Origin of the sequence: Gardnerella sp. DNF01144 (assembly GCF_049244245.1) — a bacterium.
Classification (GTDB): domain Bacteria; phylum Actinomycetota; class Actinomycetes; order Actinomycetales; family Bifidobacteriaceae; genus Bifidobacterium; species Bifidobacterium piotii.
In genome coordinates this window covers 951,859-966,391 of the sequence record NZ_CP058390.1, presented here as the reverse complement: position 1 = coordinate 966,391, position 14,533 = coordinate 951,859, and the positions used below count along the sequence as shown (strand labels likewise).

General features: G+C 43.3%; 9 protein-coding genes. 5 read left to right on the top strand and 4 right to left on the bottom strand.

What is annotated here, in order from left to right; genetic code table 11:
• Positions 1 to 103: 103 nt before the first annotated feature.
• The 3 genes from HXT36_RS03860 to HXT36_RS03850 form a co-directional block, all read right to left on the bottom strand.
• On the bottom strand, positions 104 to 1,207 hold the full coding sequence (locus HXT36_RS03860) for a ribonuclease H family protein (protein ID WP_421778610.1): 1,104 nt from the start codon (positions 1,205 to 1,207) through the stop codon (positions 104 to 106).
• A 78-nt stretch (positions 1,208 to 1,285) separates the two neighbouring features.
• On the bottom strand, positions 1,286 to 2,959 hold the full coding sequence (gene pgm, locus HXT36_RS03855) for a phosphoglucomutase (alpha-D-glucose-1,6-bisphosphate-dependent) (RefSeq protein ID WP_421778609.1): 1,674 nt from the start codon (positions 2,957 to 2,959) through the stop codon (positions 1,286 to 1,288).
• A 188-nt stretch (positions 2,960 to 3,147) separates the two neighbouring features.
• A complete protein-coding gene (locus HXT36_RS03850; protein WP_016635463.1) occupies positions 3,148 to 4,275 on the bottom strand; it encodes a diacylglycerol/lipid kinase family protein in 1,128 nt (375 codons plus the stop codon).
• Positions 4,276 to 4,576: 301 nt separating this feature from the next.
• On the opposite strand from HXT36_RS03850, the gene HXT36_RS03845 reads away from it, so the two are divergent.
• From HXT36_RS03845 to HXT36_RS03825, 5 genes are all read left to right on the top strand, one after another.
• Complete coding sequence (locus HXT36_RS03845; protein WP_016782967.1) at positions 4,577 to 6,097, top strand: L,D-transpeptidase; 1,521 nt, start codon at positions 4,577 to 4,579, stop codon at positions 6,095 to 6,097.
• Positions 6,081 to 7,391, top strand: coding sequence for an App1 family protein (locus tag HXT36_RS03840; RefSeq protein ID WP_421778608.1), 1,311 nt, complete (start codon positions 6,081 to 6,083; stop codon positions 7,389 to 7,391). The genes HXT36_RS03845 and HXT36_RS03840 overlap by 17 nt, the downstream gene beginning before the upstream one ends.
• A 95-nt stretch (positions 7,392 to 7,486) precedes the next feature.
• Positions 7,487 to 10,063 carry a S9 family peptidase gene (locus tag HXT36_RS03835; protein ID WP_421778607.1) on the top strand — a complete coding sequence of 859 codons (2,577 nt, stop codon included), beginning with the start codon at positions 7,487 to 7,489 and terminating at the stop codon, positions 10,061 to 10,063.
• A 30-nt stretch (positions 10,064 to 10,093) separates the two neighbouring features.
• Entirely contained in the window at positions 10,094 to 10,813 is a 720-nt protein-coding gene (locus tag HXT36_RS03830; protein ID WP_116285544.1) for a Crp/Fnr family transcriptional regulator, read from the top strand.
• Positions 10,814 to 10,892: 79 nt separating this feature from the next.
• On the top strand, positions 10,893 to 13,316 hold the full coding sequence (locus HXT36_RS03825; RefSeq protein ID WP_421778606.1) for a transglycosylase domain-containing protein: 2,424 nt from the start codon (positions 10,893 to 10,895) through the stop codon (positions 13,314 to 13,316).
• 57 nt (positions 13,317 to 13,373) lie between these two features.
• Here the strand turns inward: HXT36_RS03825 and HXT36_RS03820 are convergent, their stop codons facing one another.
• Positions 13,374 to 14,528, bottom strand: coding sequence for a quinone-dependent dihydroorotate dehydrogenase (locus HXT36_RS03820; protein WP_421778605.1), 1,155 nt, complete (start codon positions 14,526 to 14,528; stop codon positions 13,374 to 13,376).
• Positions 14,529 to 14,533 lie beyond the last annotated feature (5 nt).

The window sequence follows — 14,533 nt, the reverse complement described above, 5'->3', positions numbered from 1 at the left end:
GTTACCACGCTATTTTGCGCGATTATGTGCGATTTTTAGCGATTGCTAATCGCATCTGTTCCATACATATTACATATTAGTCTGCTTTAAGATTTTTGTTCTGTTATTTTTCGCATTTGTTTGCGTTTGTTTGAATATAAAATTCGGTTGGTTCTAGGTTAAAAGTGCCATCTGGCATAACGTATCCGCTTAACTGTATTGTGCCTGTTATAAAGCGTGGATTTCCGTTAAAACTTGGGCTTGTGTTTGGAGCAGGCGTAAATTGCAATGTTCCGCATACGCGCAATCCTGGAACTGCTTTATATTTTTGCTCTGATTTATTTTGTGATTCGTTATTTTGGGATTCGTTATTTTCATGCGATTCGTCTGCGTCTTTTGATTCTTCTATGGCTTTCGATTCGTCATTTGTATTAATGATTTGCGTAGATGAGTCGCAAGCAGCATTGTTATTTGCGTATTTAGTGGCATCGCTAAATGTTTCACGCTCTGTTTCACGGCTTGTTTCACGCGTATTATCGCCATTAAAATCAGGATTAATATCTTCTCCAACGCATCTGCCAATGTGGTATTCGCTACTAGAAATTTTTCCATCCAATAGCATTTTTGCATCTTGCGGAACGTCAACGCCATCTGAATATGAGGAAGAAATCAACGATTTCCACCCTTCTAGTGGCAAATATCCATCCTTCAATTTGCTGCGGCAATCTTCGGCATAAGTTCTAGCAAGCTCGTCAACTTTCTCGTTTCCAGCGTTTCCAGCGTGTCCCTTAACCCAAACAAACTTAACGGAGCCTTTGCGCTTGCAAATCTCCGAATCGATTGCGCGAATAAGTTCTGCATTTTTTACAGGCTCTTTTTTGGAGTTCTTCCAACCGTTCTTTTTCCAACCATGAATCCAAGTTGTTGCACAATTAATTGCATATTGCGAGTCGCTTTCGATTGTTAAAGGTTCGCTTCCAGGATGCGCTCGCAAAGCTTCTAGAACTGCGCATAATTCGCCTATTTGATTCGTGCCGTTAGTAGCTCCGCCTGCATCCGCGTTACCAGCGTGATTGTGCTCGTGAGCGTTGCCCGCTTCGTCTATGTGGTCTGCCCAAGCCCAGCCCATTGATCCATTTGGATTTCCTAGAGCAGATCCGTCTGTAGAAACAACAATCATTGCAAAACCTTTCAAAAAATGCGCTGGCAGCATCAGCAACCAGCGCATATAGAAGCTGTTAACTTCGACTAATCGTAAATCAACTTCGATTAACAGAAGTTGATTTTAACTAATCGCAATTAAGCGTTACGCTAAAGCCTTGTCTACTACAGCAGTAGCTTCCTCAAGCACCTTGTCAAGCGCTTCTGGAGAAACGAAGGACTCAGCATAAACCTTGTAAATGTTCTCGGTACCAGATGGGCGAGCAGCGAACCAATTGTTCTTAGTTGTAACCTTCAAGCCGCCAATCTTAGCGCCGTTTCCAGGAGCCTCAGTGAGCTTTGCTGTAATATCTTCGCCAGCAAGCTTAGTCGCTTCAACGTCGTTGCCGCTAAGAGCTGCAAACTTTTGCTTTTGCTCAAGAGTGGTTGGAGTATCTACGCGCTTGTACCAGCTTTCGCCAAAGCGAGCAACCTGGTCTTGATGAAGCTGAGCAGGATTCTTGCCAGTCTTTGCAGTGATTTCTGCAGCGAGCAAATCAGGAATCAAACCATCTTTATCGGTGGTCCACACGCGGCCATCCTTGCGCAAGAAGCTCATGCCAGAGCTTTCCTCGCCGCCGAAAGCAACTTCGCCACTAAAGAGTGGGTCAACAAACCACTTAAAGCCAACAGGAACTTCCACAAGCTTTGCGTTAATAGAAGCAGCTACGCGGTCAATCAAAGAAGAAGACACAAGCGTCTTGCCGATTGCAGTATTCTTTGGCCAATCTGGACGAGCGCCGCCGAACAAGTATTCCACGCACACTGCAATGTAGTGGTTCGGGTTCATAACACCCCAGTTAGGGCACACAATACCGTGTCGGTCGGCATCTGGATCGGTGCCACCAACCAGATCGTACTTATCCCAAGCGCCAGCGTTAAGCTGATCAACTAAGCCCTTCATTGCGTAAGGGGAGCTTGGATCCATACGAATCTTGCCATCGTGGTCGATTGTCATGAATCGCCAAGTTGGGTCAACATCTGGGCGCACAACGCCAATGTTTAAGCCGTACTTTTCGTTCATAAGTGGCCAGTAGTTTACGCTTGCGCCGCCGAGTGGGTCAATTCCCAAGCGCACACCGCTAGAGCGAATTACATCGAAGTCAATAACGTTTGCCAAATCGCTAACGTAGTGTTCGCGGTAATCGAAGCCTTCAACCAAATCAGACTTGATTGCTTCCTCGAAAGGCACGCGCTTAATGGACTTGTAATTGTCGAGCAATTCGTTTGCGCGGTTTGCAATCGCATTAGTTACGTCTGCTGGGGCAGGGCCGCCGGTTACAGGATCGTACTTAAAACCACCGTCGGTTGGAGGATTGTGCGAAGGGGTTACAACAATACCATCAGCCAAGCCATCTCCGCTAAAACGCTGAGTGCCATCTGCTGCGCGATTATGCGTCAAAATAGCTTGCGACACAACAGGTGTTGGAACAAAGTCGCCGCGCGAGTCCACACGAACGTGAACGCCGTTAGCAACCAAAACCTCAATAGCAGTTTTTTGAGCAGGCTCAGAAAGAGCGTGCGTATCTCGACCAATATAAAGTGGGCCAGTTACGCCAGCGCTCTTGCGATATTCTGCAATGGCTTGTGTGATTGCAACAATGTGAGCTTCGTTAAACGAAGTTTTCAAAGCAGAACCACGATGACCAGACGTGCCGAAAATAACGCGCTGTTCTGGAATATCGGAATTTGGAACTTCATCGTAGTAAGCGCCAATCAAAGCGTCAACGTCTACTAGATCTTCTGGGGTGGCGGGCATTCCCGCATTTTTTGCTACCATAATTTTTTATTTTGCCACGGCGGCGGTATTTTCTAATGTATTTTTCTGTTTACTGTTGCGCGAGGGCTGCAGATTTCTCTCCTCGCAAGTCCCGTCGCTTCGCTCCTCTTTTATTGCTCGTATAGAAATCTATAGCCCTCTTACATGCTTGAACAATTGCGTATATCTTAAACGGCTGAAATCGTAGACTAAACGGCGGTATTTTGGGTTAAAGAAGATTGCAAACTCTGTGGCACGCGCACGCATAATGCTCGTTTATCTACACTAAAACGCAAGTGTTTTGTGTATCCCAAAATATCTCCATCAACCTGCACGGGAGCAGGCCGTTCTAGCTTAACTTCGGCTTCAACACCTTGCGATTGGTCAATCTTGGAGTTTGTAGAAAGTGGGCTTTGTTGCGCTTTTCCTGTAACGGTTTGGTGCACAACATCTCCAAACAAGTTAGCCCATCCAATTAATCCGCCAGAAGTGTCAATAATCTCAAAGTCGAGTATGCCATCGTCGTAAGCAGCATCTGGCATAAGTGAAAACATTGGAATCTGGCCGCAATTTCCAGCCATAAGCGTGCGGAAAGATATTGCACTAGATGTGTAATCCGTTCCATCTTTGCGCGTAAAAGTAACGTCTCCGCGGTATTTTGGCGCAAACAAGTGCTTAACGCCTGCAACAAAGTACGCAAGCCAGCTTATATTCTTTTTAAGCGCTGGATTAGTGTCGTCTATCATAAGCGCGTCGAATCCGATTCCCGCAATAATCAAAAACGCGTGACCGTGGTCTTCGTACGGTTTATCGAGTATAAAAACGCGACCAACGTCAACAAACCTAGATCCATGGCTAGTTGCCACTTTTAGCGCGGCTTGAACATCGTCTACAGGAATCCCCATGTTTCGCGCAAACAAGTTTCCCGTTCCAATTGGAATTATTCCCATTGCGTGGTTTGTTCCGCTAACTGCGCTCGCAACCGTTCTAACAGTGCCATCTCCGCCAACAGCAACAACAACATTTGCGCCATTTTTCAAAGCTTCTAGCGCGCATTCGCGCCCGTCTTTATTAAGCTGCGTATCTATTATTTCGTACGTAAAATCGTTAGAAGCACAGTAATCTTTAATGCTTTTTCGGTATTCTTCGGCTTGCGGTTTAGAAGGATTTAGTATAAAAGCGTAGTGAACGCTGTCTCCATGCCTTTCTGCCAGTTTTTCTGCTAAATGATGCTTCTTCAGGGTACGCGTAACTATCATGATGACGAATGGCGCAAAAACTAGCGCAAAAACAATCACCATTAACGCAATTGTTGCTTGAATTGGCATATCTGGCATATTTATTATTCTTGCACACATCTTTAAGATATGGACATTATTTTGACAATATTTATAAAATTTGATTATTTCTTTACATTTTCATCACTTATTACGTTATTTCGCGCGTTGCTGCGTCTGATTAAGCGCTTGATTGCTGCATTTGATTAGCGCGTTGATTATGAGCTTGATTATGCGTTTAACTACATTTTGACGCTGGCATGTTTGCTTAGTTAGTGCCATTTATATGATTTTTATATGCTAAGCAAGTGATAGACTTACAATGTGCGTTTGCGCGTAGAACTAGCAGGGGTTTAAGGTTATGTCTGAATCGCAAGAAAATAATATGAGCGTTTTTGAATCCGACGATACTGAACAATTTGAAGTATCGAAAAAACGTGTTAAAGGAAATAAGTCAGCGCTTGTATTGCTTTACTCGTTTATTATTTTCTTGATACTTGTAGTTGCGGCTTTTGTAGGGTCGCAAGCATACTTCCGTGACCGTGTTGCTCCTGGAGTGCATTTTGCTGGCAGCAGTGAAGTTTCGGGCGCTCAAGTTGAAAAAGTCACAGATGCTGTAAATAGGGCGATTGAAAACACAAAGATTGAGATTAAAGACGATTCTGGAAAAAGCTCTGTTGAAACGCTTAAAGACTTATCGGTAAGCGTAGATAAAAGTGCAACTGTGCAAAACATTATGCGCGCAAAGCACAATAATGTGTTTACAATGCTTATGCCTTGGTTGCAAGAAAACGTTGGACTTAAAGCCAAGCTAGACAACGAAAGCATGGACGCGTACATTGTTAAAAAGTTTGTTAGCGAAAAAGATAGGGCAATGCCTTATACTGCTAAGTTCGATTCTTCTTCTAACTCTTATGTTGTAGAAGATGGTGTTCCAGGGCGTACAATCATAACTTTGCCAGTTCGCGAGGCTATTAAGCGTGTTCTAGAAAATCCTGGTAAAACAGTAAAAGTTACGGTTGGCTCTCGTAAGGTAGAAGCTCCAATTAAACGTGATGTAGCGCAGAAAACTGTTGATCAACTCAATAATTTGATATCTAAAAAAATTACGTTAGACAATGGCGATTCAAAAGATTTTACGCTTTCAAAGGCTGTTTTAGCATCTTGGATTAAGATTGATGCAGATTGTGCAAAAAAGAAGATTTCGTACAAGGTTGATTCGTCTGCTGCCGACGCATGGCTTTCTAAAGAGCTTGCTAAAAATCTTAATCAACAAAAAGTAGACCAAGAAGATACGTACAACAAGCAAGGAAAGTTTATATTAACAACGCTTAAGGGTGCAAATGGCATAGAAGTTAAGTATTCTAAAGACTTTGCAAACAAGGTTGTTCAAGCTGTAGAAAAGTCGGCAGATGCAAAGCTTAGTGTTCCAACAAATGTTGTTAAATTTGGAATCGAAAAAAAGACTGTTGACATGCGCGTTGTTGTTAACAAGTCAAACCAAACAATAAGCGTTTACAAAGATGATCAGCTTCTTAAAACATTCCCAGTTTGCAGTGGCTCAAATGGTTATTACGAAACGCCAAACGGAACGTACTTTATTTACTTGCGCTACCGAGTGCAAGATATGCGCGGATTTAACCGAAACGGCTCTAGGTATTTCTTGCCCGGAATCACTTGGGTTAGCTACTTTAACGGCGGAATATCATTCCACACCGCTCTTTGGAACAATGTTGGTATATCTCAAGGATACCCTGCAAAGTACGGTTCTCATGGATGCATAAACATGTATGAGCAGGACGCAAAGTGGGTGTTTGAAAACTGCCCTCGCGGAACCGTTGTGGAAGTTGTTGGAGAACAACCAGATGGACCAGTTCGCTAATAAAGCACCGAATTTGAAGGGCGATTTGCCTGCTGCAGCTAGAAGAGTTAGTAGCACTCCGATTCAGGTTCGTGTTACAGAAACGCTGTTCGATGCTCCTTCTAGCGAAGAGCGCTTAGATAAAAAACCTCCGATTGTTCAATTTGCTAGAAAGTTCGCAACGTCTAGCTTTGGACTTTGGGTGCGCATAAGTGGCAAAATCGCTCGGAATTTTGGCTGGTTTCCTAGCGTTGAGCCATACATTGGTTACGGTACCGATCGCTACGCGCGCTTGATTTGCCGAACTGTTCTAGCGCCTAAAAATGGACATCATTCCGCGTTAAAGCGCGGTATTTACGCGATGCTTGTTGTTCCTGCAATTCGTGTTAAGGTTGCTCTAAGTATTGATAACGTTGCTGTTGAATGGGCGCAGGTTGGCGATTCTTCTGTTTACGATAAGCCAGATTCTGCGTATAACAGCAGCGCAGAATATTGCGTTTCGGATTGTTCGGGTTACTTGGATTTGGTTACCGAAAGGTCGCTTTTGCCAGGCGAACACAAGGTTTCGTACAAGGTTGATAATCGCAATCCTGTTGAAGCAAGCATGTTTGTTATATCGGAGCAAACGCCTTTAGGTATTATTTCCGACGTTGACGATACCATTATGGTCACTCAAGCGCCTTCGCCTCTTAGAGCTGCTTACAATTTGCTTATTATGAATCCAGAGCATAGGCATGCTGTTGATGGAATGAGTCACTTTTTTAAGCGTATTAAGGATTCAATTCCTAGCACTCCTTTCTTCTACCTTTCCACTTCTCCTTGGAATGTGGAAGCTTCAATCCGACACTTTATTTTGCGCGAAGGTTTTCCTGCGGGGCCTCTTCTTCTTAGGGATTTAGACCCGCGTCCTAAGACTTTTGTTCCAACTGGACCACAGCACAAGCTTGAGTTTGCTCAACAGCTTATGGATGATTTTCCAGACATGCGATTTGTTCTTATTGGAGATGACGGTCAAAAAGACCCTTCGACTTATGCAAAAATCATTGAAAAATTCCCAAATCGCGTTCTTGCTGTTGGCATACGTCAGCTTAAAAAAGACGCAACTTTGGTTGATTTTAGGCGAAGCATGTCTAAGAATTTTGGTGTGACTCTTGCATCTTCTAGAGTTGCTAAAACTTGCAATGATATTTTTGTTGAAGCTAAGGGTGCAGCTGGTACTTTTGAAGGTGTTCCATTCTTTGCTGCTCAAAATGGCAATTTGCTAGAAGATATTATGATTCCGTTTATTATGGATTCTGTTAATTGCAAAGAATGATTTTAATCAAAGACTGATTTTAAGTGTTCTAAGTGTTGTAAATATTTTAAGTGTTGTAAGTGTTGTAAAGATCATAAAGATTGTAAAGGTTATAAATGGAAGATAATTCGCTAAAAGTTGGTGATTTTAATACTGCTAAAAAGCCACTTCTTGCAAAACGAGTTGACTACGTTCGTAAGTTCCACAACGATGTGTTTGTAGACGAATATGCGTGGATGAGTAACACTAAATCCAAGGAGTTGCGCGAGTATATTGATGCTCAAAATGAGTACACTAACAAACGCGTTTCTAGTTTAGAGTCTTTACGTAAACATTTGTTTAGCGAGCTAAAAAGTCGTGTTCAAGAAACAGATATGTCGGTTCCAACTCGCATGGATGGCTATTGGTATTACGTTAGAACCGAAGAAGGCAAACAATATGGCGTTCAATGCCGTATGAAAATTAAGAGCGAAGATGATTGGAATCCACCTGTTATAGATGAGCGCGCTCATGCTGGTCAAACGCCATGCGAAGAGGTTATTTTTGACGCAAATATAGAAGCTAACCGTTTTAATGGCGGATTCTTTCAGCTTGGCGGAATGGATATTAGCTTAGACGGTAAGCGAATGCTGTTTGGAGTTGATTCTAAGGGCGATGAAAGATTTGACTTTTATATTCGCGATTTTTGCGCGGATAAAAGTGGCGATTTTGATTGCAAAAATGGCGAAAATATAGAAGAAAATGGTAGCGAAAGTGCCGATTACATCACTCGCTATAACAATAGTTTTGTAACACTTTCGGATTGCATAAAAGGCATATCTTCTGCGCTTTTAACACCAGATGGAAAATGGGTTTTCTACGTAACTTTAGATAGTGCTTGGAGGCCATACCAAGTGTTTAGGCATAAGGTTGGAACAAGTGTAGAAAATGACGTTAAAGTTTTTGAAGATTTAGACGAACGCTTTTTTGTTAGCGTGTACGAAAGCTTCGACGAGCGAAGCGTTATTATAAACAGCAGCTCTAAAACCACTTCACGCGTGTTAATGTTGCCTCTAAGCACACCAGAAGGCGATTTTAGAATGGTGCTTAAGCCTATAGAAAACGTAGAATACGACGTTTCGTTTGCGTGCTTTGAAAATGCTGGTCAAGATGGCAAAGACATTCCACTAATGTTTGTAAGCCACAATCTTAAAAATCCTAATTTTCAAATTGATGTTATAGATTTGCGAAAATACTCTGCAGATTCAATGCCATTTAACATTGGCGAAGGTTATTGCATTGCGCAAGGGTCTCCATACGGATGCCAAAATGGTGATTTAATAGAAAAAGGCGCGAGCAAAAAAGCCATTAGTGCGCCATATTACAACAGCCAAAATCCTAAGATTTTGCAAGGATTACGCGGCTTAAGCGTGGATGGTTTAAGCGTTTATAAAAACTACGTTGCTCTTTCTTTCCGCGCGAATGGCTTGCCTCAATTGGCAGTTATGACTAAAAGCAATGCCGTTGAAGATTTTAAGACTGGCTGTCCATGGAGATTCCGTCTTGTAAAAGAAGATGGGTTTGTAGGAAATTCTTGCGATTGCGCGGTTTCTTGCGATTCTTTGGATCTTAACGATTCGTTGGAGGCTAGCGATTCTTGCGCAAAAGTCGCAAGCTTCCGTTCCACAAGCGCTCGCAAAGAATTATCTAAAATAAGTCTTGAACAAGCAAAAAATAGTCGAATCAGCCTTATTGTTGCAACGGGAAATCCGTGTTATGAAGCGCCAAAAATACGTTATTCTTGCTCAAGTTACGCAACTCTTGGAGCGTTAAAAGAACTAGACCCAGCAACAGGTAAAAGCGTTTTGCTTAAGCGCGGAAAAATTTTAGGCGATTTTAACGAAAACGACTACGCAGAAAAACGAGTGTGGGTTAAAGTTCGAGATGGCGAGAGCGTGCCAGTTTCGCTAGTTTGGAAAAAAGACGCTGTTGCAAAAACTAATGCAATGTTTATAACCGCTTACGGAGCGTACGAGATTAGCAGCGATCCGTATTTTTCTGTTGCGCGTTTAAGCATGCTAGACAGAGGCGTGCTTTTTGCTCAAGTTCATGTGCGAGGCGGTGGAGAAATGGGTCGCGCGTGGTATGAGAATGGCAGGCGTCGCAACAAAAAACACACTTTTGAGGATTTTGTAGATGTTACGCGCGCTTTGCAACAAGCAGGGTATGCTGATGCAAATCATACTGTTGCAAATGGCGGTTCTGCAGGCGGGCTTCTTATGGGAGCTGTGGCAAATATGGCTCCGCAATGCTACGCAGGAATCGAAGCGGATGTTCCTTTTGTAGACGCGCTTACGTCTATGCTAGACGACTCACTGCCTCTTACTGTTACCGAGTGGGACGAGTGGGGAGACCCGTTGCACAATGCGCAAGATTACGTGTATCTAAAGTCTTACACGCCTTACGAGAATGTGCCTGAGCGTATTGAGCAGGGAGAGTTTCCAAAAATTCTTATAACGTCTTCGATTAACGACACTCGCGTTCTTGTTACGGAGCCGCTTAAGTGGCTTGCGCGATTGCAGGCGGCTGGAGCGGATGCTATTGCGCGCATTGAAACAGAAGGCGGCCACGGCGGAGGCTCTGGCAGGTATAAAAAGTGGGAAGAAGTTTGTTACGAAAACGCGTGGTGTTTAGATGCCATGGGTATTTCGTAGAATATTTTTAAAACACATTGGAGGCTGATTGTGGTAATAGTAAAGCCAGATAAGCCCTACGTGGAAGACCTTCCGTTAACGCATACAGCGTTATTTAAGCAAGTGCCGCTAGACCAAGCGAGGGAGCTGCTAGAACACTTGCATGAGTCGGTTTTTTCTAAGGGGCAGGCGATTTTTAACGAAGGAGATACGGATCGCCGCATGTATCTTTTGGAGCGCGGCCGCGTTAAGCTAGTTCGTCATTCTAGAGATAATCGTGTGCAATTGCTTAGCATTCACACACATGGAGAAATTCTTGGGGAGATTCCTGTTTTTGACCCGTATGGTGGGCCGCGCACGGCATCTGCGATTGCTATTACAGATAAAACTCGCGTGCTGTGGCTAGAAAACGAAGTACTTTTTAACTGGTTAGGTCACCATCCTAGAGTTGCTGTAGACATGCTTCAAGTTTTGGCAGCGCGTTTAAGGGCAAATAACGAGCATATTTCTGATCTTGTTTTTATGGACGTTCCAGCAAGATTAGCTAAAACGCTTTTGAATCTTGCTTCTAGATTTGGAGAGCCTGTTAGAGAAGGCGTGCTTGTTCCTCACGATTTAACTCAAGAAGAGCTTGCGCAATTGGTTGGATCTTCTAGAGAAACAGTTAATAAAGCGTTGATGGATTTTGCGCAAAGAGGTTGGATTAAAAGGCACGGAAGGTCGATTATTATTTACGAGCCTGGAATGTTGATTCGCAGAGCAGAAAGATAAATCGCGCAAATAGCGCAAATCTTATAAATTGCGATTTTTGCGTGCCGCAACGTAGAGGCAAGCCTCTAGAATAGTACGCATGCCTAAAAAGAAATCCCTAACAACTCGTAGAGTACTCGCACTGTTTCTTACGTACATCACTTTGTGTGTTGCAGGTGGTGTGGCTTCTAGTATTCTATTTGTTCCAGGGGTAATGAGCATAAACAGCGTTGTTAAGTCTGTTGTGCCTTCTCTTAGGGTAGATGGCATTGATTTTGACGTTACTGCATTGCCGCAAAAATCGCGATTATACGCTTCCGATGGCAAAACTGTTATTGCCACTTTTTATGCTCAAAACCGCACTGTTGTGCCGCTTAGGCGAATATCGCAATACATGCAACAAGCAATGGTTGCTCGAGAAGATCGACGATTCTTTGAACATTCTGGCGTAGATGTTCAAGGCGTTATGCGTGCGTTTGTGCAAACGTTTATTAAAAAGTCAGATATGCAAGGTGGATCTTCCTTAACGCAGCAGTACGTTAAAAACGTTCTTATGATTAAAGCTAGGGAAGATAACGATCCTATATCGGAATATCACGCTGCAGAAAGTACTGTTGCCAGAAAATTGCGAGAAATGCTAATCGCAATTCAAATGGAGAAAAAATACTCAAAGCTAGAGATTCTACAAGGTTACTTAAACGTTGCACAATTCGGTAGTAATAACCTTTATGGTGTAGAAACTGCTGCAAAACGCTACTTTAATACTACGGCAGCAAAGCTTAATCTTGTTCAGTCTGCAACGATTGCATCAATTACAAAAAATCCTTCTAGGTATGATCCTTCTATAGAAGAAAATTGGCCAGAATCTCAAAAGCAGAGGAATATTGTTCTTGATTTAATGCTTAGGCAGAATTTTATAACCCAAAAAGAACATGATGATGCTGTAAAAATTCCAATTAAAGATACACTTAATATTCAGCACGAAGTTGCAAATGTTGGATGCCAAGCTGCTGGAGATGCTGCATTCTTTTGCGATTATGTTACTAAGAAAATCTTGAATTCACGCGAGTTTGGTAAAACCACTGTTGCGCGTCAAAAGCTTCTTAACGAAGGCGGATTAGACATTTACACAACAATGGATATTCTTGCAAACTCTTCTGCAATGGATACAGCTAGGGCTACTGTTCCAATACACGATCCAAGCGGTTTTGAAGTTTCGATTGCTGCTATTAAACCTGGAACTGGAGAAGTACTTGGATTTGGAAGCAACCGTATTTACGATGCTACAGATGCAGCAAAATCAGACCCTACGCACACTGCGATTAACTACGCTGTAGACGAGCGAGACGGCGGAGGCTTAGGCTGGCAGATTGGTTCTACGTGGAAGCCAATTAACATTGTTGCTTGGTTGCTTGCTGGAAAGTCGATTAATCAGCCTCTAAGAACAAGCATGCTTTATAACAACACTGATTTTTCTTGCGCAAGGTATCGTGGAATTGGTCGCTGGTCTGTTCAAAACTCTGGTGGCGGTAGTGTTAGCCCAGAAACACCTTTAATGGGTCTTGTTCATTCTCATAACACTATTCAGGCAGCAATGGGAACCCAGCTTAAGCTTTGTGCTGTTGCGGAGGCAGCTAAAACGTTGGGGTATCACAATTCGCCACTGGGTCAAGAAGATGTGTTCTCTAAGAACTCGTTCAATCCTCCTATGTTGATTGGTGCTGTGCAAGCTTCGCCGCTTACAATGGCAAATGTTTATGCAACAATCGCAGCTAATGGCGTTCAGTGCGATCCTATAGCCATTAAGCGCGTAGTAGACAAGAATGGTAAGCGTTTGCGTGTTCCTAGCGCTAATTGCCATCAAGCAATACCAAAGAAGGTTGCTCAAACGGCAGCATACGCTATTAATCAAGGCGTTGTTCAGCCAACTGGTGTTGCGCATATGGCTCAGCTAGAAGGTGGGCGAAAAACGTTTACTAAAACTGGTACTAACGAAGACTTTTACATGGCAACAGCTGGATTTGTGCCAAATAAGGTGTCTGCGTTTATTGCGGTTGGAAATGCGGAAGTTCAAAAGAGCTTTAACAACATGCGCATTAATGGCGTCTACCACAGCACATGGTATGGTACCTACATTGCTATGCCTGCTTGGAAAAAGTTTATGGATACGTACCTAAAGGCATCTAACACGCCTATGGATAACGATTACGGAAAACCAGATCCAAAGTATATGGCTGGCGGAAAAATGCCGTTGACTAGCGAGCAGATGCGCAGGCAGTATGAGTTGCAACAGCAGCGTGATAGAGAAGAAGAAGCGCGCAGACAGGCAGCTCAAGAGCAAAGCCAGGATTCGCAAAGCGACCAGAGTGCGCAAGGCTCTCAGGATTCGCAAGGTGATCAAAACTCGCAACAAGATGCAACTACAAACGGACGCTACGCAACGGGCGACGGAAGGCAAGACCAATATTCTGGTAACGCCAGCAGTGGAGATACCTCCAGCTCGTATTCTGGCGGAACTCGCTAGCGTATGGTCGCTAGCGTGTGGTCGCTAGTGTGTGTTGTTGCTAGTGTGACTCGTCGCCTAGAGCGCGTCTACTCCAACAGCATCTTTAACACTATTAAAGCCGTCTTTTCTAAGTATTTTTGCAAGACCGCGCTTTAGCGTTGTAATTTGTTGAGGGCCTCTGTACATAAGAGAAGAAACGAACATAACTAAGTCGGCGCCGTTTCTAATCTTTTGATACGCTTGTTCAGCGGTAAATACTCCGCCGATTCCAGCAATTGCAAAGCGAGACCCAAACTCGCTTCTAGTGCGCTTAATAAGATCGTTGCTTGCGGCAAATGTTGGAGAACCCGAGATTCCACCTTGCCAATCTGCAGGAATGTCTAGCCCATCTCGATTCTTGCGCAAATTTGCAATGCTTACGCCATCAACCTTATGCTCGCTTAAAACGTCTAGCAAAGACTTAAATTGAGGCCATCCGCCCTTTAAGTTCAAAGGCATTTTTACAAGAGTTGGCTGAGGCCTGCTAACTTTGTCTAAAACACTAAAAAGCTTATCTAAAGCATCTGGATTGCTAAAAGGCTCGCCAGCCATAGTGTTTGGGCAAGAAATATTAACCTCAATCATCGAGCTTTTGCCGCTTGCGCGCTCCATGGATATGCGATAATCTTCAATGCCTTCGTCTAAATCACCAACAAGATTATCGTTAGTTCGCGCGATGCTTACAGAAATTTGCATGCTTTTAGCATTCGTCCACGCTTTTTCTACTCTAGGAATCACAAATTCGCTGCCGTCGTTTGCAAGACCTGCATGAACAAGAAGCGAATCATATTGCGGAAGCCTATGATACCAAGGCTTAGCGTTTCCTGCACATGGACGAGCGGTTGTGGAGCCAACTGTTTCAAATCCAAAACCAGCGTTGTCTAGAACTGTGCACAAGTCGCAGTTTTTATCGAGTCCTGCGCTTAAGCCAAATGGATTTGCAAAATCCACTCCCATAACTTGCGTTTGTAAAATTGGATCTGTGTAGTCAATCATTTGTCGCAAAAGCCACATTAATCCAGGAACTCGTTCGCTTATTTTGCAAAATGCAATCATGCGGTCGTGTGCTTCGTCTGGCGGAATGTTAAACACTAAGTGTGGCTTAATAATGTGCTTGTAGCTAAAAGTAAATAAGTCTGTTGCGGCAAGATTCACAGAATTGTGTAAAGAATTTTCAGATACGTAACTCATGATTC